We start from the raw sequence: 18,129 nt of genomic DNA, 5'->3' as shown, positions 1-18,129 counted from the left end.
ACGAGCGAACGAGGTGAACACCTCACCCGCAAAATCCTCAAGACGGCCACGCACCTCAGCCAACTCAGCCGGAGTCACCCCGAGATCATCTCAGACAAGATCTCCAACTAACAAAGTCCTACTAGTGCGTTGACCACATACGTTCACCGGGTCTGATGACACGCCGTTCCAGGTCCATGGCGGGTGTGCCGGGTGGCCCCACCAGTTAGCCCGAGTGACGGGGCGACTGTTACGTTCCGGGCATGAAAAGAGTCCCCTTCACTGGTGGTGAGAAGGAAAGCCTCCAGGCCAGCATGGACCGGCATCGCGACGCGGTGCTGTGGAAGGTCGAGGGCCTGGACGACGAGGCGCTGCGACGCCCCATGACCCCGTCTGGGACGAACCTCCTGGGCCTGGTCAAGCATCTGGCGGCCGTCGAGTACTGGTGGTTCGCCGACACGTTCGGGCAGGAGCACGAGGAGCTCCCGTTCGACGACGATGACGAGGACGCCGACCTGCGCGTCGACCTCGGCGAGACCACGGCCGACATCCTCGCCTTCTACGCCCGCGCCCGCGCGTCCTCGGACGAGGTCATCGAGAAGTTCGGCCTCGAGGACCTCGGCACCAACGAGCGCGGCGAGAGGATGACGCTGCGCTGGGTGCTCATTCACATGATCGAGGAGACCGCCCGGCACGTCGGCCACATGGACATCGTGCGCGAGCTCATCGACGGCGCGAGCGGCGACCACCGGCGCGCCTAGTGCTGTCACCGGAAACGATCATCAGGTTGGGTGGGGATTTCAGGCGGCTGGTGCAAGGGGTCGGCCGCCCCAGCGGAGACCCTTCTCGCTTCGGATGCGGGCGCGTTCGCGGCGTTGGGCGGCAAGCACGTCGGGGTGACGGGCGTGGACGTTACGCCAGCGCAGGTAGGCGTGCAGGGCCCCGGTCTGGACGGTGTGGTTGCGGTGGCTGGAGTTGGCCACGGTGAACTGGCGCAACGGTCCGAAGTGCGCCTCGATCGGGTTGGCCCAGGAGGCGTAGGTCGGCGTGAACAGCAGCCTGACCTTGTTCTTCTCGGCCCAGGCGCGGATGCGCCAGTTCTTATGCGCCGACAGATTGTCCAGGATGACGTAGATCGGGGCACCATCCGGCCGGGCGGCACGGATGGATTTCAGCGCGGCCCAGGTGGGGGCCTTGCGTGCGCGGTTGACGCCCCACAGCAGGTCGTCGCCGACGGAGTAGCAGCCATGGAAGTAGGTGACGCCCTGGGTGCGGCGGTAGGTGGCCGGCAGCCGGTCCGGCTTACCCGCAGGTGCCCAGCCGGATCCGGCGGTGGGCCGGATGCCCAAGGGTCTGAACTCGTCGAAGGCGAAGGTGCGTTCGGGCGCTTCGGTGGCGCGGCTGGCCTGCCGCTGATTCCGAGGACGTCGAGCGGGTCTGCGGTTCGGGCAGTTCGCTGTCAGCTGGCTCATAACGCCAGACGAACGCCGCCAGGCTGCCCTCACGGTCGATCAGCACTTCGGCGCGGCGGGCGTTGTTGACAACGGCCTCGATCTTGTCCCTGTGCCGTACGATCCCGGCGTCCGCAGGAGACGGTCGGCGTCGCTGTCGCTGAAGCGAGCGATGCCGGCAGTGCCGGTGAGCTCTGCGATCGATCTGGTCCACGAGCTTGTCCGCACTGGGCGCGCTTGAGGAGGTGGAGCGCGGTCGCCGTGAAGCTGTCGTGCTGTCGGATCACTGACGACCGGCTTCCCGGGAAATTCTTCAAAGAAGTCCGGGAGGCGGTGTCGGATCGGGGTGGTGGTGTTCGTAGCAGGGGTGAGACCGCCCGCAAGGGGGCGGCGCCAAGGCAGAGGAACCGCGATCATGAAGCTGACGACCATGACTCAGGTCACCATCGATGGAGTGATGCAGGGAAACGGCGGCGCGTCGGATGAGGACCGCAGGAACGGATTCGAGCGCGGCGGATGGGCCCTGGGCAAGGGCGACAACGAGACGCACGCGTTCATCAACGAGACCTACCAGCGCGCCGACGCGTTCCTGCTCGGCCGGCGGACCTACGAGCTGTTCGCCGACTCGTGGGGGTCCTGGACGGCCCAGGATGTCCCGGGCTGGGAGCCCGTCGCGCGGGCGTTGAACACACGGCCCAAGTACGTGGCATCGACCACACTCGCCGATCCGGCGTGGTCGGGCACCACCGTCCTGTCCGACGACCTTGTGACCGCCATCGCGGACCTGAAGGCCAAGCCGGGCGGTGAGCTGCAGGTGCACGGAAGTGGCACCCTGACCCGGTGGCTGCTGGAGAACGATCTGGTCGACGAGATGACTCTGATTAACGTTCCCGTGATTCTCGGCCAGGGCGCGCGGTTGTTCCCGGACGCCGGTCAGAATCTTGCGCTCGACCTGGTCGAGTCGCGCGTCGACTCGAAGGGCGTGACGATCCAGGTCTACCGGCCGGCCGGGCGTCCGCGGTATGCGACAGCTTGAAGTCCCTGACCACCGAACCACGCCGGCTTCACACCACAGGAGATGATCTTTAGATGCAGTACCTGGTTTCCGTGATCCACGACCAGGCCGGCCTCTCCACCCCGGACGAGGAGGCCGCGATCGACGTGTTCAACGATCGGCTCCAGGCCGAGGGCCACTGGGTCTTCGCCGGCGGCCTCGCCTCGCCCGACACGGCCACCGTCATCGACAACCGGGGCGGGGAGGCGATGGTCACCGACGGGCCCTTCCTGGAATCGAAGGAGTTCCTCGCCGGCTTCTGGATCATTGAGGCAGTCGACCTCGACGTGGCGCTCAAGCTGGCAGCCGAGGGGTCGAAGGCCTGCAATCGGAAAGTCGAGGTGCGGCCGTTCCTGTGAACAGAATCGACGTCCGCGAGGCGATCACCCAGGCCCACCATGAGGAGTGGGCACGGGTGGTCGCCTCCCTGACCAGGCGGTTCGGTGACCTCGACATCGCCGAGGAGGCGGCGGCCGAGGCGTTCGCGACCGCCGTCCAGCGGTGGCCGGCCGACGGCGTACCGCCCAACCCGGGCGCGTGGCTGACCACCACCGCCAACCGCAAGGCCATCGACCGGATCCGGCGCGAGAACAAACGCGACGACAAGCACAAGGAGGCTCAGATGTCATATGACGACCCGCCCGAGCCTCTCGGCGCCATCGACGACGACCGGCTCCGGCTGATCTTCACCTGCTGTCACCCGGCGCTGGCGATGGAAGCGCGCGTGGCGCTGACGCTGCGTATGGTCGCCGGCTTGACCATGCCCGAGATCGCCCGCGCCTTCCTGGTGGCCGAGAGCACCATGGGGCAGCGCATCACCCGCGCGAAGGCCAAGATCAAGGCGGCTCGCATTCCCTATCGGATGCCGTCCGCCGACGATCTCCCGGCGCGCGTCTCCGGCGTCCTCGCCGTCCTCTACCTCGTCTTCAACGAGGGCTACCTTGCCAGCGGCCCCGACACCGATCCCGTACGGCACGACCTGACCGCCGAGGCGATCCGGCTCACCCGCCTGATCCGTGCCCTCCTGCCGGACGACGGTGAGGTGGCCGGCCTGCTGGCGCTGATGCTGCTCATCGAGGCCCGCCGCCCCGCCCGGGTCTCGGCCAGCGGCGAACTGGTCCCCCTGGCCGAGCAGGACCGCGGCGCCTGGGACGCGGAACTGATCGCCGAGGGCCACCGGCTGGTGCGCGAGCGCCTCGCCGCTGCCGCCGCCGGGGTGGCTCCGGGTCGCTATCAGATCCTCGCCGCGATCAACGCGGTGCACACCTCCGCCCGCGACATCCGCGACACCGACTGGTCGCAGGTCCTCGCCCTCTACGACCAGCTCGTCCGCCTCGACCCCTCGCCGATCACCGCCCTCAACCGGGCCATCGCGGTCGCCGAGCTCGACGGCCCGGAGCTGGCACTGGCCATCGTTCACCGCCTCGCCGAGGCATTGGCCGGCTATCACGCCTACCACGCCACCCGCGCCGACCTGCTGCGCAGGCTGGGCCGCGGTCATGAGTCGCGCGCGGCCTACGACCGGGCCATCGAGCTGGCCGGCAACACCGCCGAGACCGCCTACCTGACCCGCCGTCGCGACCAACTGCGGTAGCGCCCACGGACGCATCTCGCACGGGAAGCCCGGTGGTGTTCCGTAAGGCGATCGCTCACCGGGCACTCCTCAAGGCGTCCGGTGGCCCCTGTGACCGGCCAGGCCTCGCGCAGCCAGCCCAGCTCGTCGGAGTACAGCACCACCGTGGTCCAGCGACGGGCCGCGGCACCTTCGGGCAGGTCGTCATCGCCCTCGTAGGATCCGGGCAGCTTCACCGCGATCCATACGTGGGAATGACGCGCTGAGCCGCCCCCGGCGCCCGCTTCGAAGGCCGCTGACCCCAGCCATCTCGATAGAACCAATTCAAAATTAGTTACCCCGTTCACTGGACAATCCCCGCACGCTATGGCCAGCAGCCGAACGAATAGTCAGTGGCCGGGGAGATATGTGATGAAAATTGAGATGTCTATCTCGTTGCGCGAAGCGGCATTTCATGCCCTTGCCAGTGGAGTCGACCTGCTGACGACCCTGCTGACCTGGGGGTGGACCATCTCGGACGGCAGAACGAGTGCGTGACTTCGGCCAGTGAAGGTGGCCGTTTCGACTTTTCCGGCGAATGCGGGCGACGTGTGTGGGGACAAGCGTCTACGGCAGGCCGTTAGAGTCAACTCCATGGAATGGAATTTTCAGGCGGCCGAAGACCTCGCAGCTGCATTGCGTGCCGGTGAAGTGAGCTCGGTGGAACTGACCGACGAGGCGATCGCCCGTATCGAGCGGGACGACGAGGTGATCAACGCTATTTGCGTGCCGGACTTCGACCGTGCGCGGGCCGCCGCGCGCGGTGCCGACCAGGCACGCGCGCGTGGTGAGGACCGGCCGCTGCTCGGCATTCCGGTGACGGTCAAGGAGTCGTACAACATCGCCGGGCTGCCCACGACCTGGGGCATGCCGCCGCACCGGAACTATATGCCGGCCGAGGACGCCGTACAGGTGTCGCGACTCAAGGCCGCGGGCGCGGTGCTGCTCGGCAAGACCAATGTGCCGTTGGGGCTGCAAGATATACAGAGCTTCAACGAGATCTACGGCACCACCACCAACCCGTGGGATCACGGTCGCACGCCGGGCGGATCCTCCGGCGGGTCGGCGGCGGCTCTGGCGTCCGGGTTCGGCGCGCTGTCCATCGGCTCCGACATCGCCGGCTCGCTGCGCACCCCCGCGCATTTCTGCGGCGTCTACGCGCACAAGCCGACGCTCGGACTGGCGGCTAGCCGCGGTATGGTCCCGCCGTCCGAGCCGGCATTGCCGGCCGACCTCGACCTCGCCGTCGTCGGTCCGATGGCGCGCACCGCCCGCGACCTCACGCTCCTGCTCGACGTCATGGCCGGACCGGACCCGCTGACGCTCGGCGTGGCGCACCGTCTGGCACTGCCGCCCGCCCGCCGCGAGCGGCTCTGCGATTTCCGGGTCTTGGTCCTCGACGAGCATCCGCTCATTCCGACCGGGTCCGCCGTGCGGGCGGGCGTGAACCGGGTGGCCGCCGCGCTCGTCGACGGCGGCGCCCGCGTCGAACGGCACAGTCCGCTGCTGCCCGATCTGACCGAAGCCGCGACGCTCTACATGCAGTTGCTAATTTCGGGCTCCGTTGCGCGCTTTCCCATCGAATCGCACGAGCAGCTGCGGACCCGCGCCGCCGGACTGAGCGCGGACGACCAGAGTCTTGACGCCGTGCGGCTGCGCGCGATGGTGTTCAGCCACGGCGACTGGATGGAGGCGAACAACCGCCGCGAGCTCCACCGCCACGGCTGGCGGCAGCTGTTCGCCGAGTTCGACGCCGTGGTGTGCCCGATCACGCCGACGCCCGCGTTCCCGCACGACCACCACCCCAATCCGTTGGAACGGCGTATCGACATCGACGGCGTCGAGTACCCGTACTTCGACCAGCTCGTCTGGGCCGGCCTGGCCACCATGCCCGGCCTGCCCGCCACCGCCATACCAGCGGGTCGGTCCCCCGAGGGCCTGCCGGTCGGAGTGCAGGTCATCGGTCCGATGTTCGAGGACCGCACCCCGCTGCGGCTGGCCGAACTGCTCGAGCAGAACATCGGCGGCTTCCACGCACCGAAATAGAGCGTATTGCTGGGTATCCGTCCGGCACGGGAAGTCCACGGTGCCGGCGATCCGGCGTCGGCACCCCCCGATGACGCCGCCATCGCGCCCCACGCCGGCCGTGGCTCCCTCTGCCGCACCGGCAAGGCCCGCTCATCTGGCCGGTTTACTCAGCGTTCCTACATATCCGGCTGGCCCACATCCAGTACGCGACAAATCCGGACAATGCTTCCCGGGTATACGGAGTTCGCATGGCAAAAATGGGAAGCGGCGAGGCGTAGGACAGAGCTAGGCTTCCTGGTGTTCCAGGCGCGAAGGCTCCGGCTACTTCTTTGGGTGAAACTACGCCGGTTGTCGTCCCCGACCTCTGGAGCGCACAACTTGATATGCACCTCCCGGTGCGAAGGCAACGGCTACTTCCTCTTCCAAAGGAGCAACGCGGGTTCGAATCCCGCCGCCGACTTGTTCGGCGTCGTCTAGTGGCCTAAGACGCTTACGTATCCCGTCGCCGAATTTGATCTCGGGGGGCACAACTTCATATGCACCTCCCGGTGCGCCGACAGCGGATACTTCGAGGTTCGATTCCTTGCAGCCCCCGTCTGGGGCTGTCGCCCGATTGGCGGGCAAGCCGCAGTCACCTTGATCTCGGGGGGAACACGACTTCAGAGCGTGCTCGGTGCGCAGGCGAGGCCTACTTCCACTGTTAATGGGGTTGTCGCTGGTTCGAGTCCAGCCGGGGGCTTCGGTCTCCGTAGCTCAGTTGGCAGAGCACCACGTGGCTTCACCGACTTGATCTCGGGCACGGTCTCTGAACGCGGGCTCCTCCCATCGCGGAAGGGGCCCGTTTTCATGTCCAAGTTCAACCGTGGCACGACCCAGGCCGCGACCAACAGCCCGGTAACCACCGAGGCGCAGCCGACCGGCCGCACGCACGAGGGTGCGCCCGGCTACATCCGCGACGCCAAGTCCGAGCTGTTCCTGCTCGCCGTCTCGAACATGGTCGGCGAGGACACCTTCTATGAGAAGGCCGGCGACCGCGACGGGCGCTTCCGCGCCCTCGTCCACCAGGTAGCCGTCGAGGACGGGGACTGGATGGCCCGCTTCCTGCCTTGGCTGCGCGGCGAGGCGAACATGCGGTCCGCACCGGTCGTGGCCGCACTGGAGGCCGTACGGGCCCGCCTGGCGGCTGGACAGCAGGGCGGCAACCGCGAGCTGGTCGCCTCCGTGCTGCAGCGTGCCGACGAGCCGGGCGAGGCACTTGCGTACTGGACGTCGCGATACGGCCGGGCCGTCCCGAAGCCGGTGAAGCGCGGCATCGCCGACGCCGTCCAGCGGCTCTACACGGAGCGGTCCCTGGCGAAGTACGACAGCGACGCCCGCGGCTTCCGCTTCGGCGACGTCATCGATCTCGTCCACCCCACCCCGGCCGGCGACAAGCGGCTGTGGCAGGGCGACCTGTTCGCTCACGCGCTCGACCGGCGTCACGGCCGGGACAAGCCGGTCCCGCAGTCGCTGCGCATGCTGTGCGACCGGACCGAGCTGCTCTCCATCCCGGTTGGGGAGCGACGCTCCGTGCTGGCCGACCCGCGCCGCCTGGCTGCCGCGGGCATCACCTGGGAGGCGCTCGCCGGCTGGCTGCAGAGCCCGATGGACGCCCAGGCCTGGGCGGCGGTCATTCCCTCCATGGGGTACATGGCGCTGCTTCGGAACCTGCGCAACTTCGATGAGGCCGGCATCAGTGACGAGCTCGCGGGTCAGATCATCACAAAGCTGACCAACCCGGAGGAGGTCGCGCGGTCGCGGCAGCTGCCGTTCCGCTTCTACTCGGCGTACCGGACGGCGCCGTCGCTGCGGTGGGGCCACGCGCTGGACACGGCGCTGACTCTGGCCACCCGGAACGTGCCCTCATTCCCGGGGCGGACGCTCGTGCTCGTCGATACGTCGGCGTCGATGTCGTCCGGCGCGGTCTCCGCGCGGTCGACGGTCACGCCGGTCCAGGCCGCTGCGCTGTTCGGCGTCACCTTGGCGGCGCGCGGCGACCAGGTGGACCTCGTGGGCTTCGCAGACGGCACGTTCCGGCACGAGATCCGGCCGGGAGCGTCGGTGCTGCGCGAGGTCGAGCGCTTCTGCGGACGGATCGGCGAGGTCGGCCACGGCACGCAAGTCGCCGACGCGCTGAGCAGGTCCTGGAAGGGGCACGACCGGGCGGTGATCCTCTCGGACATGCAGACCATGACGGGCTACTACGCGAGCGGGGTCACGACCGCGGTCCCGGCGCATGTGCCGCTGTACGGGTTCAACCTCGTCGGATACAAGGCGGCGGCGATGCCGACCGGCTCGGGCAACCGCCATGAGTTCGGCGGGTTCTCCGACGCGTGCTTCCGGCTGATCCCGCTGCTGGAGGCGGGCCGTCACGCCGGCTGGCCTTTCTGACAATGAGGCCGCCTCGCCTGCCATACGGTCGGGCGAGGCGGCCGTGAGCGGAGGACATGACGAACCCGATCTACGACAACCCGCCGCAGCCGAGCGCGGCGAGCCTGTACGGTTCCTCGCCGACGCCGTCGAGGTCCTCCGCCCGAACAGGCGCTGACGATCCCCAGACCGGCTGATCAGACTAGGGCGGATCGCGCTACCGTTCGCGTATGGAGGACGACGCCGCCCCGCCTCTAGCGAACCGATGGGTTGACGCCGTCGGCGAAGGTGAGCACTTGGCCGACAGGGAGATCTGCCGGTGTTTCGATCAGTACGAGGTACGTCCACCTCGCGTGGTGCGCTTCCACGGACAGCGTCAGGACACTGCATCTTCTGGGTGGCAACACCTGCTTGAGCTCGTGGAAGAAGCGGCGGCTGACGGCCGAGAGGTGTTCCGGCCCCTGCTTGAGCTCAGCCCGGCCGAACGGCGACAGATCATTACACTGCCACCGACCATTGCCAAGCTTGTTGAGGTTAAGCATCTGGTCCTCTACGGCAGCAATTTGCTGCGGATCCCACCGGAGATCGGCGCAATGACCAACTTGCAGGAGTTCACCCCCTACACGTCGCATCGCCTGCACTGGTTCCCTTACGAGCTGACCCGGTGCCGACAATTGAAGGCCAGCACGGTCAGCACCCGTTCGCTGTACGGCAACTCCAAGATTCGACCGCCGTTTCCTCCACTGCAGCCGAACAGAACATCAACCCGGGACCTCAATCTCATGAACCTCGACCCTGCGATGTGGGGGACCGAGATGATTCGGGCATGCAGCGTCTGCGATCGGCCGATCGCCGACGCCGGCCTCTACCAAGTATGGATCTCTCTACGGGTCGGCACCGACACTCTTCCTCTGTTGGTCAACGCCTGTTCGCTGGACTGCATCGACGCGCTTCCCGCTCCTTCGGAGGGCTATGTGCCAACGCCGCACACGGGTGGGGTCGGCATTGTTCAGCCCCCCGCCGACTACGCGTAGCGGGCCGGGGCACTCTGGGGGCCCATGGCCAGGACTACCGGCCCCTCACCCCACAGCAGCGCGAGTGTCCGGAAGACGCCTGATCCGATTGCGACCCCCAACAAGAGAGCCACCACGACCAGCTTCACCAGCGCGCGGTGAGCGCTGGGTTGAGTGCTGGGAAGTGTCAAGGCACTGATCCTTCGTCACCAGTGCCCGACTGGCCACGGTTGCTCTGTCGGAGGCACGGGACAGGATGAAAGTGTACGGAGCCGCGCGCAGGGTGAGGAGATCAGAGAAGCGGCCGCTCACGCACTGCAGAACCCGGACGGGGAAACGGGCCAGGTGCGGCCTGGCCCATTCACCGTGAAGTTCCTGTTGGTGCTCGGTGCCGAGATACTGCTGTTGTCCTTGGTGTTTAACGACTTCTGAGAATCGGCCAGGCACCCTGGTCCATCCGTGCCCGGAGGCGCTCAGGTGAGCCGGGCCCACCGCCTGAGGGTGTCCGTGGCCTCGGCGTAGTCGCGAGAGGACAGGTGGCTGATGCTCGCGCCGTGGTTGGCGCTCGGGGCGACATACACATGGCAGTCCGTCCCCTTCGGCGTGAACCGCTCGGCACTCCAGGGATCCCGCCCGCCGTAGACGAACATCATCCGGCTCGCCTGCCGGGTCACCCACGCGTCCACGTCCCGCATGGCCCTGCCGTCGAAGTGGGAGCGGAGGGACGCGGGCAGCACCGAGTTCGGCTGGTAGAGCCCCGGATACCGGGTCAGGCCCTTGAGGTGGGCGAAGCTCAGGGACGCCCAGCCGAGCTGGGTGGCCGCCTGGTAGTAGTAGGGCAGGTACGGCTCGATGCCCTGGTCGGTGTACTGCTTCCAGGTCTGGATCTTGTCCACCCATCGGAAGATGGCGGCGTCGGAAGCCTTCTCACCGGGGATTCCCTTGCAGTCCTGCTGCCGGAAGTACTGCCAGAACGTCCAGGCGGAGTCGAGCACGCTCATCTCGAAGGAGCGGTCGGCCGTGCCGATGGTGCGGCGGAAGGTGAGGCCCTCGCGCCTGGCCATGGCCGTAAGCCGGGGCACCAGGCTCTTGCGACGCTTGAGCGCCTCCCGCTGCACGGTACGCAGGGCGGCCCGGCACGACGGCGTGCCCACGGTCGTGAAGAACCGCTCGTAGACGCGGTCGTCATCGTTGACCGCGTCGTTGGGCGCGACATAGGCCACGACCCCGTCGAGGTCGTCCGGATAGAACCGGTGGTGGTAGACGGCGGTCATTCCGCCCTTGCTGGCCCCAGTGCCGATCCAGGCGCCGCCGTAGACCTGCTTGAGCGCCTCGACGATCGCGTGCTCGTCGCTCGCCTCCTGCCAGATGTCGAGCTTCGCCCAATCCTTCCGCTTCGGAAGCGAGGCGCCGAAGAAACGGTGCTCGACGGAGAGCTGGTTGGCGTCGAGCCCATAGGTGGGCTCCTGGAGCCACACCTTCTCCGGCATCAAGTATCCGCTGGTGTAGAGGACCATGGGCCGGTCCACGGACCGGTGCGAGAGAGTGAGCCGCTGCTGGAACGTGCCGCCGCGCGGGTTCCGGTGGTCCACCGGCTGGGTGAAGGTGAGGGTGTAGTCCTTGTAGCCCTTCGCCCGCCCCTTCTTCACCCTCACCACCCGGAGACCGGGGACGGCCCTGAGCCGCGCCAGGAGGTCGTCCTTCGCGATCCAGGCCGTGGAAGCCGCGGATTTCGCCAGGACCGTCCCGGCACCGGCCGCAGGGACGGCCGCCGCGGGGACCGCGACCAGGAGGGACGACGCCAGCGCCGCCGAGAACAACGCCAGGGGCCCTCGCGTCCGCCGGACCGGACTCTTCAGCCGCGCGTACCGGCGACCCGCCATGCCGTTTCCCCCCATGTCGACGTAGATCCACAACAGTGATCGGAAAGACTCTGGCGTATCCGTATATGTCGGCACAACCGCAAAAAGGGATCCGGCTCACGGCCGAACGTGTCGCCCCAGACCAGGCAGATGTTGTCGGTGGCGTAGTGCAGCATCGGATCACCGAGCTGTCGACGGAATGGGAGATCGCGGTGGCGCCGACGAACCGGCAGGTGGCCGAGCATGCCTTTCTGAAGGCCATGTACGAGGACGAGTACTTCCCCGATCACGTCGTCGGCAAGGGGAAAGCCATCCTCCTGCGGCTCTGCGAGCGGATCGAGGCCGAGCGACCGCCGGACCTGGCGGCGCTGTACGTGCTCACGGAGGCTGCGACAGAGGAGTTCAACGCGCTGGAGGCGGAGTTCGAGGCGGCCGGCAGTGAGATCGAGACTTGCGCACGAGAGGCGATCGCCGAAGACTTCTGGTTCGTGGCGTCGGCATACGGGTTCGCGGAGGCGGACGCGGAGGAGTTGATCGCCGGCCGGGAATGGTGAGCCGAGTCCCATAAGCCGCAGAGGCGGGGCACGCCGTGATCCGCCCCTTCCCTGGGCGGATCACGGCTCGTCGACCTTCTCGGACTTCGCGGGCTCGGCCCCGGGTCAGCGGGCGGGGCGGGGCAGCGCCTGGACCAGCGCGGCGACGGCGGCGGCCAGACCGACCAGGAGCGCCAGGCCGAGAGCGAAGGCGTGCGGGTAGTGGGCCGGGGCGGGAGCGCCAAGGGCGCCGTAGAAGACCATCCCGACCAGCGCCACCCCGATCGCGCCGCCCGCCTGCTGGGCCGTGCTCAGGACGCCCGAGGCCGCGGCGGCGTGCCGGGGATCGGTCCCCGCCAGGACGATCGCGGGCAACGGGGCCATGATCAAGCCCATTCCCGCACCGGCGACGAGCAGGCCCGGGATGATCCACGCGACGGGACGCCCGGTGCCCAGGGCCGAGGCCGTCTCGACCAGGGCCGCGTACCCGAGGGCGACGACCAGGGCTCCCAGGGCGATGACCTGGCGGCCGAGCCGGGCCGCGACCCGGCCGGACAGGGCCGAGGAGACGAAGTAGCCGAGGCCCAGAGGAAGGAAGATCAGGCCGGAGCCGAGAGCGTCCAGGCCGCGGCCCTCCTGGAGGTAGAGCGCCAGGACCAGGAAGAACGAGCCTGTCGTCATCGAATAGATCAGGCTGACGACCACGCCCGCGGAGAACGAGCGGTGCCGGAACAGCGCCGGGTCGATCAGGGGCGCGGCCGTCCTGCGCTGGTGCAGGGCGAAGGCGGCCAGGAGTGCGACGGCGGCGGCCAGGCAGAGCCACGTCCAGGCCGGCCAGCCCTGCTGCGGGCCCTGGACGAGCGGGTACACGATGGCCACCAGGCCCAGGCAGACCAACGCGGCCCCGGTCAGGTCCAGGCGGGCCCCGGTGGCCCGTGATTCGGGGATCAGCCGCCGGGTCAGCAGCAGTGTGACCGCGCCCACCGGGACGTTGATCAGGAAGATGGTGCGCCAGCCGAGGCCGGCGATGTCGGCCCTGATGAGCGCGCCGCCGATGAGCTGCCCGAACACGCCGCCGAAGCCGAGGGCCATGCCGTAGGCGTTGAACGCCTTGGTGCGGTGCTCGCCGGTGTAGAGGGTGTTGATGAGGGCGAGGACCTGCGGCATCAGCAGAGCCGCCCCGGCGCCCTGGGCCACCCGGGCACCGATGAGGAACCCCGCGGTCGGGGCCTCGCCGCAGGCCGCCGAGGCCAGGGTGAAGACGGCCAGGCCGATCGAGAAGAGCCGCCGGCGCCCGTACAGGTCACCCAGTCGTCCGCCGAGGACGAGCCCGGAGGCCAGGGCGATACCGAATCCGGCGACGATGAACTGGATCGCCGACGGGCTCGCGTTCAGCTCGCGCTGTGTCGCGGGAATCGCGACGTTGACGATGAAGAAATCGAGAGTGGTGATGAAGACACCGGTGAGGAGCACCAGCAGGCTTCCCCACCCGGCGCCGCCGCCGGTCGCCGCAACCCGCGTGGACCGCGGTGACGTGATGGTCGTCAATGTTCTCCTCCTGCTCGCGCCGTTCCACGCCCAGCTTCGCCGTGGGTACGGCATTACGGCGATTACGCCTGAGGTCATGAAGCCCGTGCGGATGCGGGCGGGGACTGACCGGGGCGTGCGGCCCGCGCGGGTGGCGCGGGCCGCGCCCCAGGGTCAGATCCCGGCCGGCACCTTGTCGAGGAACCCGTACACCTTGCCGATGCGTCCGTCGGCGGTGAGGACCGCGACGTCGAAGCCCACGACGAGGGCCTCGTGGCCGGCCGGCCCGAGTTCCCAGCAGAAGCGGGCGATGTCGTGGTGGGCGTCCACCGGGCCGGCCAGGGTGAAGGTGAGGCCCGGGAACTGGTCCTGCACGGCGGCGATGGTGGCGTCGATCTCCGCGCGGCCCTCGGCGACCGCGATCGGGTCGGTGTAGGCGCCGTCTTCGGCCCAGATCTCGTCGATCGCCGCGCGGCGGGCGGCCGGGTCGGTCTCGTTCCACGTGGCGATGTAGCGGGCGACGAGGTCGTTGACGTCGGACATGTGTTCCTCCGGTGTTCGTGCTTCGTGTCGATGCAGGTCACGAAGGTACGGAGAATCACCGGACGGGGAATCCGTCGTGCTTAGGCAACCGTGATCGCTGTGACCGGATTCGTATAGGTAACTTGTCCTCCATGCTGCACGGACGGGAACCGGAGATATCGGCCATCGATCGGCTTCTCGCCGAGGTTCGCGCGGGAAGCAGCGGCGCACTGGTCGTGCGCGGTGAACCGGGCATCGGCAAGACGGCGCTGCTGGAGTACGCGGCGGCGCACGGCGGCGACCTCCAGATCATGCGAAGCGTCGGCGTGCGGTCCGAGAGCGATCTGGCGTTCGCCGGGCTCCACCTGCTGATCCGTCCCATCCTCGACCGGATCGCGGCGCTGCCCGAACCGCAGCGGCAGGCCCTCGAAGGAGCCTTCGGCCTGGCCGACGCGCGGGGCGCCGACCGCCTGCTCGTCGGCCTCGGCGTGCTCTCCCTCCTGGCCGAGGCCGCCGAGGACGGGCCGGTCCTCTGCCTGGTGGACGACGCGCACTGGCTGGACCGCTCCTCGCTGGACGCGCTGACCTTCGCCGCGCGGCGGCTCGGCGCCGAGAGCGTCGCACTGATCATGGCCACCCGAGGCGACCACATGCCCGGCCTGCCGGAGATCAGGCTGCGGGGGCTGAGCGCGGCCGCAGCGGCGGCCGTACTGGAGGACGCGGCGCTGACCCCGGCCCTGCGTTACCGCGTGCTCGCCGAGGCGCAGGGCAACCCGCTGGCGCTGATCGAGCTGCCTGCCGCGCTGAGCGGCGACGCCTCGCCGTCGCGGCCCGGCGGCCTTCCATTGACCAGCAGGCTGCGGGCGGCGTTCGCCGGACAGGTCGACCACCTGCCCGAGGCGACCCAGACCCTGCTGCTGGTCGCGGCCATGACCGACCGGCTCGGCGAGGTGCTGGCGGCGGGAGAGCGGTTCGGCTTCGGCGCCGACGCCCTGCTGCCGGCCGAGAAGGCCGGGCTCGTGGCGGTCGACGAGCGGGCGGTCACCTTCCGCCATCCGCTGATCCGGGAGGCGGTCTACCAGCGCGCGCCGGTGGGCCTCCGCCTCGCCGTCCACGCCGCGCTCGCCGACGTCCTGTCCGGTGACCACAACGCCGACCGCCGGGCATGGCACCGGGCCGCGGCGGCTGTCGGGCCGGACGAGGAGACCGCGGCGGAGCTGGAGCGCACCGCTCTGCGAGCCGCCGGCCGCCGCGGCTACGCGGCCGCGGCGGCCGCGTACGAACGCGCCGCGGCGCTCACCGACGACGCCGGCGCACGGGGAAGACGGCTCGCCTTGGCCGCCGAGGCCGCCACCGAGGCCGGCGAGCTCGACCGGGCGGGGGCGCTGGCCGGGGAGGCGGCCGAGCACCTCACCGACCCGCTGCTGAAGGCGAGGCTCCTCCACGTCCGGTCCACCGCCGACTTCTGGCGCGGGCGGTACGGCGAGGCCCACCGGCTGGTGCTGTCGGCCGCCGACCTCGTCCGCGAGATCGCCCCGGCTCAGGCCGTGCGCATGCTGACGCAGGCATTCCACACCGGGTGGTACGTCGGCGAACCCGAACTCAAGGACGTGGCGCGGCGGCTGAGCCGCATCCCGATCCCGGCCGGTGACCCGATGGGAGCCGTCGCCCGGGTACAGGCCGGGGCGTTCGCCCGGCTGGTCGGCGGGACCGCCGCGGGCCTGCCTCCGCTCGACGAGGCCGTCGCCGACGCGCGGGCCCTGCTGACGAGCGATCACCCTCGCGAGCAGGTGCTGCTGGCGGGGGCCCCGCTTGTCATCGGGGCCGACTTCCACACCCTGGAGATCACCACGCGCCTGGCGGAGGAGTGCCGGGCGCGGGGACGCATCGGCATCCTGCCGACGGTGCTGTTCTTCCTGGCGGAGGCGGAGCTCTTCCACGAGGGGCGCCACCACGACGCGCTGACCACGGTGTCCTCGGCGCTGCGCATCGCCGAGGACACCGGCCAGCACCAGTGGGTCATCCAACTGAAGAGTGTCCTGGCCTATCTGGCCGCCCTCGCCGGTGACGAGGAGGGGTGCCGCCGGCTCTGCGACGAGGCGGTGGGCGGAGCGGTCGTCCCGATGCAGGGGGCGCTGTGGGTCGACTGGGCGCGTGGCGTGCTCGACCTCGGGTGCGGGCGGGTCGAGGCCGCCCTGACCCGGCTGGAGGCCCTCGCCCAGGGACCGGGCTGGTACCACATCTCCGCCATGCGTTGCGTGCCCGACCTGGTCGAGGCCGCCGTGCGTCACGGCGAGCCCGCGCGCGCCCGGCCCGCCTTCGCCCGCTACGAGCGCTGGGCACTGCTCTCCGAGCAGCCCCTGCCCCAGGCGCTGGCGGACCGGTGCCGCGCACTCCTGGGCGCGGAGGACGAGGTCGAGGACCGTTACCTGGCCGCGCTGAGCCACCGCGGCCAGCCGTTCGAGCACGCCCGCACGTCATTGCTGTACGGCGAGTGGCTGCGCCGGTCCCGCCGGAAGGCGGCGGCGGGCGGCCACCTGCGTGAGGCGCTGGAGACGTTCGAGAGGCTGGGCGCGCGCCCCTGGGCCGACCGCGCCAGGGCGGAGCTCGAGGCGACCGGTACGAGGGCCCCGAAGCTCCGCGCCAGGGGGATCCTGGCCGACCTCACGCCGCAGGAACTGCAGATCGTACGCCTGGCGGCCCAAGGCTCGTCGAACAAGGACATCGCCGCCCAGCTGATCCTCAGCCCACGCACCGTCGGCTACCACCTGTACAAGGCCTACCCCAAGCTCGGTGTCGCCTCCCGCGCCGAGCTCGCCGCCCTCGAACTGAGCGATCCCGCCTGAGCCGACATGTCTCACCGGGCGGGGCCGTCGCCTCATCGGCGGGGAACGACCTGTGCGTGCGCCAGAGAGGTCGTCGAATTCCCCGGTCAGGGGGTGGCCAGTGCTTCGGTCGGGGACAGCCGGGCCGCGCGGATCGCGGGGTACAGCCCGGCGACGCCGCCGATGAGCGTGGTGGCGGCGAGTGCCCCCGCTGTCGCCCAGATCGGCACGACTGCCGGCCAGCTCTGGTGGGCGGTGTACGCCGCGGTGACCGTGATGCCCAGCAGCACCCCGCCGACTCCGCCGAGCACCGACAGCAGCAGCGACTCAGCCAGGAACTGCACCCGGATCTGCCCCCGGGTCGCGCCGAGCGAGCGGCGCAGACCGATCTCGGCCCGGCGCTCCAGCACCGAGATCACCATCGTGTTGGCCACCCCGATACCGCCCACCAGCAGCGCCACCGCGCCCAGGCCCAGCAACAGCCCGTTCAGGGCGGTGTCGACCGCCTGCCGCGCGGCCAGCACGTCCGAGGGACGGGACACCGCGACGTCACCCGGTGACTCCGGGTCGGCGGTGGCGGCGAGCACGGCGTGAACCGCCTCGACCTGGCTGTCCCGCGATCTGGTGTAGACGGTTGTCGCACGCCCGTCGAAGCGGAACAGGTCCGCCGCGACGTTCCAGCCGATCAGGACAGCCCTGTCGAGCTCGGGCGCGAGTGCGACCTCGTCGAGCACGCCGATCACGGTGAACCGTTCGCCGCCGACCAGGATCGCCACATCCGGGCTGGGCCGGACGATGCCGAGCCGCTCCGCCGCCGACATGCCGAGCACCGCGGCCGGATACCGGCCGGTGGCGCCGTTCAGCCAGGCGCCCGCGCGCAGGGCCGCGCCGACGGTCCGCGGAAGGCTCGTCCGGGCGGCCATCACGACCAGCCCGTTGGTCTCCACCTTGGGGATCCTGTCCGAGCGATACACCCTGGCGTTGCGGATCGCCCCGGTCGCCGAGACGGCGGTGACGGGGCCGATCCGCGAGATCATCGCCTCGGCCTCGGCGGGCAGCTTCGCGTCCCCGCCTTCCATGGTCTGCCCGGGGGAGACCGTGAGCAGGTTCGTGCCGAGCGCGGCGAGCTGACGGTCAAGCTGTTCGCGGGAGGAGGACGAGATGCCCACCACCGCCACCATCGCGGCGATGCCGATCGCGACGCCCAGCGCGGACAGCAGCGCCCGAGCCGGCCGGGTGCGCAGCCCGGCCGCCCCCACCCGGGCCACGTCACGCGGAGCCATCCGGGCGGGCGTGAGCCTGCGCCGGGTCTCC

14 protein-coding genes, 1 tRNA gene and 1 pseudogene are annotated in these 18,129 nt (G+C 69.7%); 10 read left to right on the top strand and 6 right to left on the bottom strand.

The annotated features are described in order from the left end of the window. The first annotated feature begins 242 nt into the window (after positions 1-242). Positions 243-740 carry a DinB family protein gene (locus tag HHX35_RS24310; RefSeq protein WP_182901026.1) on the top strand — a complete coding sequence of 166 codons (498 nt, stop codon included), beginning with the start codon at positions 243-245 and terminating at the stop codon, positions 738-740. 39 nt (positions 741-779) lie between these two features. Here the strand turns inward: HHX35_RS24310 and HHX35_RS24305 are convergent. Then, positions 780-1,361 (bottom strand): annotated as a pseudogene (locus HHX35_RS24305) (transposase); the annotation flags it as partial. After that, the gene (locus HHX35_RS45180) at positions 1,282-1,644 is read right to left on the bottom strand and encodes a DNA-3-methyladenine glycosylase I (protein ID WP_220505789.1); all 363 of its coding nucleotides are present in this window, start codon (positions 1,642-1,644) and stop codon (positions 1,282-1,284) included. The pseudogene HHX35_RS24305 and the gene HHX35_RS45180, both read right to left, overlap by 80 nt. Before the next feature lie 201 nt (positions 1,645-1,845). Here HHX35_RS45180 and HHX35_RS24295 point away from each other — a divergent pair, with 201 nt between their 5' ends. From HHX35_RS24295 to HHX35_RS24265, 7 genes are all read left to right on the top strand, one after another. After that, on the top strand, positions 1,846-2,466 hold the full coding sequence (locus HHX35_RS24295) for a dihydrofolate reductase family protein (protein ID WP_182901025.1): 621 nt from the start codon (positions 1,846-1,848) through the stop codon (positions 2,464-2,466). 53 nt (positions 2,467-2,519) lie between these two features. Next, positions 2,520-2,843: a YciI family protein gene (locus HHX35_RS24290; RefSeq protein ID WP_182901024.1), complete on the top strand. Its 324-nt coding sequence runs from the start codon at positions 2,520-2,522 to the stop codon at positions 2,841-2,843. Beyond that, complete coding sequence (locus HHX35_RS24285) at positions 2,840-4,078, top strand: RNA polymerase sigma factor (RefSeq protein ID WP_182901023.1); 1,239 nt, start codon at positions 2,840-2,842, stop codon at positions 4,076-4,078. Before HHX35_RS24290 ends, HHX35_RS24285 begins: the two co-directional genes overlap by 4 nt. Positions 4,079-4,690: 612 nt before the next feature. Further along, positions 4,691-6,142 carry an amidase gene (locus tag HHX35_RS24280; protein ID WP_182901022.1) on the top strand — a complete coding sequence of 484 codons (1,452 nt, stop codon included), beginning with the start codon at positions 4,691-4,693 and terminating at the stop codon, positions 6,140-6,142. Between the two features lie 375 nt (positions 6,143-6,517). Beyond that, positions 6,518-6,582 (top strand) — tRNA-OTHER (locus HHX35_RS24275). A gap of 388 nt (positions 6,583-6,970) precedes the next feature. Continuing rightward, entirely contained in the window at positions 6,971-8,554 is a 1,584-nt protein-coding gene (locus tag HHX35_RS24270; protein WP_182901021.1) for a TROVE domain-containing protein, read from the top strand. Between the two features lie 209 nt (positions 8,555-8,763). After that, positions 8,764-9,567, top strand: a complete 804-nt coding sequence (locus HHX35_RS24265) for a hypothetical protein (RefSeq protein ID WP_220505788.1) — start codon at positions 8,764-8,766, stop codon at positions 9,565-9,567. A gap of 452 nt (positions 9,568-10,019) precedes the next feature. On the opposite strand, the gene HHX35_RS24260 is transcribed toward HHX35_RS24265, so the two are convergent. Further along, entirely contained in the window at positions 10,020-11,429 is a 1,410-nt protein-coding gene (locus HHX35_RS24260) for a S28 family serine protease (protein ID WP_182901020.1), read from the bottom strand. A gap of 35 nt (positions 11,430-11,464) precedes the next feature. Between HHX35_RS24260 and HHX35_RS24255 the strand changes: the two genes are divergently transcribed. Further along, positions 11,465-11,962 (top strand): DUF5713 family protein, encoded by a 498-nt coding sequence (locus HHX35_RS24255; protein WP_310739269.1) that lies wholly within the window; start codon positions 11,465-11,467, stop codon positions 11,960-11,962. A 105-nt stretch (positions 11,963-12,067) separates the two neighbouring features. Here HHX35_RS24255 and HHX35_RS24250 read toward each other — a convergent pair whose 3' ends face one another. Together HHX35_RS24250 and HHX35_RS24245 are read right to left on the bottom strand one after the other, a co-directional pair. Continuing rightward, positions 12,068-13,489 (bottom strand): MFS transporter, encoded by a 1,422-nt coding sequence (locus tag HHX35_RS24250; RefSeq protein WP_220505787.1) that lies wholly within the window; start codon positions 13,487-13,489, stop codon positions 12,068-12,070. 153 nt (positions 13,490-13,642) lie between these two features. Next, a complete protein-coding gene (locus HHX35_RS24245; protein WP_182901019.1) occupies positions 13,643-14,011 on the bottom strand; it encodes a nuclear transport factor 2 family protein in 369 nt (122 codons plus the stop codon). 131 nt (positions 14,012-14,142) lie between these two features. Here HHX35_RS24245 and HHX35_RS24240 point away from each other — a divergent pair, with 131 nt between their 5' ends. Next, on the top strand, positions 14,143-16,836 hold the full coding sequence (locus HHX35_RS24240) for a helix-turn-helix transcriptional regulator (protein ID WP_182901018.1): 2,694 nt from the start codon (positions 14,143-14,145) through the stop codon (positions 16,834-16,836). 86 nt (positions 16,837-16,922) lie between these two features. Here the strand turns inward: HHX35_RS24240 and HHX35_RS24235 are convergent, their stop codons facing one another. Next, a complete protein-coding gene (locus tag HHX35_RS24235) occupies positions 16,923-18,098 on the bottom strand; it encodes an ABC transporter permease (RefSeq protein WP_182901070.1) in 1,176 nt (391 codons plus the stop codon). Positions 18,099-18,129 lie beyond the last annotated feature (31 nt).

Origin of the sequence: Microbispora sp. H10830, from assembly GCF_014161375.1 — a bacterium.
In the GTDB taxonomy this organism is placed as follows: Bacteria; Actinomycetota; Actinomycetes; order Streptosporangiales; family Streptosporangiaceae; genus Microbispora; species Microbispora catharanthi.
Note: the sequence above shows the minus strand (reverse complement) of the source record. Positions and strands in the feature narration are given on the sequence as shown.

What these genes read in the sequence shown, in the direction of transcription:
- HHX35_RS24260 (WP_182901020.1), bottom strand. Translation starts at nt 11,429, where the DNA reads ATGGCGGGTCGCCGGTACGCGCGGCTGAAGAGTCCGGTCCGGCGGACG.
- HHX35_RS24280 (WP_182901022.1), top strand. Translation starts at nt 4,691, where the DNA reads ATGGAATGGAATTTTCAGGCGGCCGAAGACCTCGCAGCTGCATTGCGT.
- HHX35_RS24270 (WP_182901021.1), top strand. Translation starts at nt 6,971, where the DNA reads ATGTCCAAGTTCAACCGTGGCACGACCCAGGCCGCGACCAACAGCCCG.
- HHX35_RS24235 (WP_182901070.1), bottom strand. Translation starts at nt 18,098, where the DNA reads ATGGCTCCGCGTGACGTGGCCCGGGTGGGGGCGGCCGGGCTGCGCACC.
- HHX35_RS24310 (WP_182901026.1), top strand. Translation starts at nt 243, where the DNA reads ATGAAAAGAGTCCCCTTCACTGGTGGTGAGAAGGAAAGCCTCCAGGCC.
- HHX35_RS24265 (WP_220505788.1), top strand. Translation starts at nt 8,764, where the DNA reads ATGGAGGACGACGCCGCCCCGCCTCTAGCGAACCGATGGGTTGACGCC.
- HHX35_RS24295 (WP_182901025.1), top strand. Translation starts at nt 1,846, where the DNA reads ATGAAGCTGACGACCATGACTCAGGTCACCATCGATGGAGTGATGCAG.
- HHX35_RS24290 (WP_182901024.1), top strand. Translation starts at nt 2,520, where the DNA reads ATGCAGTACCTGGTTTCCGTGATCCACGACCAGGCCGGCCTCTCCACC.
- HHX35_RS24240 (WP_182901018.1), top strand. Translation starts at nt 14,143, where the DNA reads ATGCTGCACGGACGGGAACCGGAGATATCGGCCATCGATCGGCTTCTC.
- HHX35_RS24245 (WP_182901019.1), bottom strand. Translation starts at nt 14,011, where the DNA reads ATGTCCGACGTCAACGACCTCGTCGCCCGCTACATCGCCACGTGGAAC.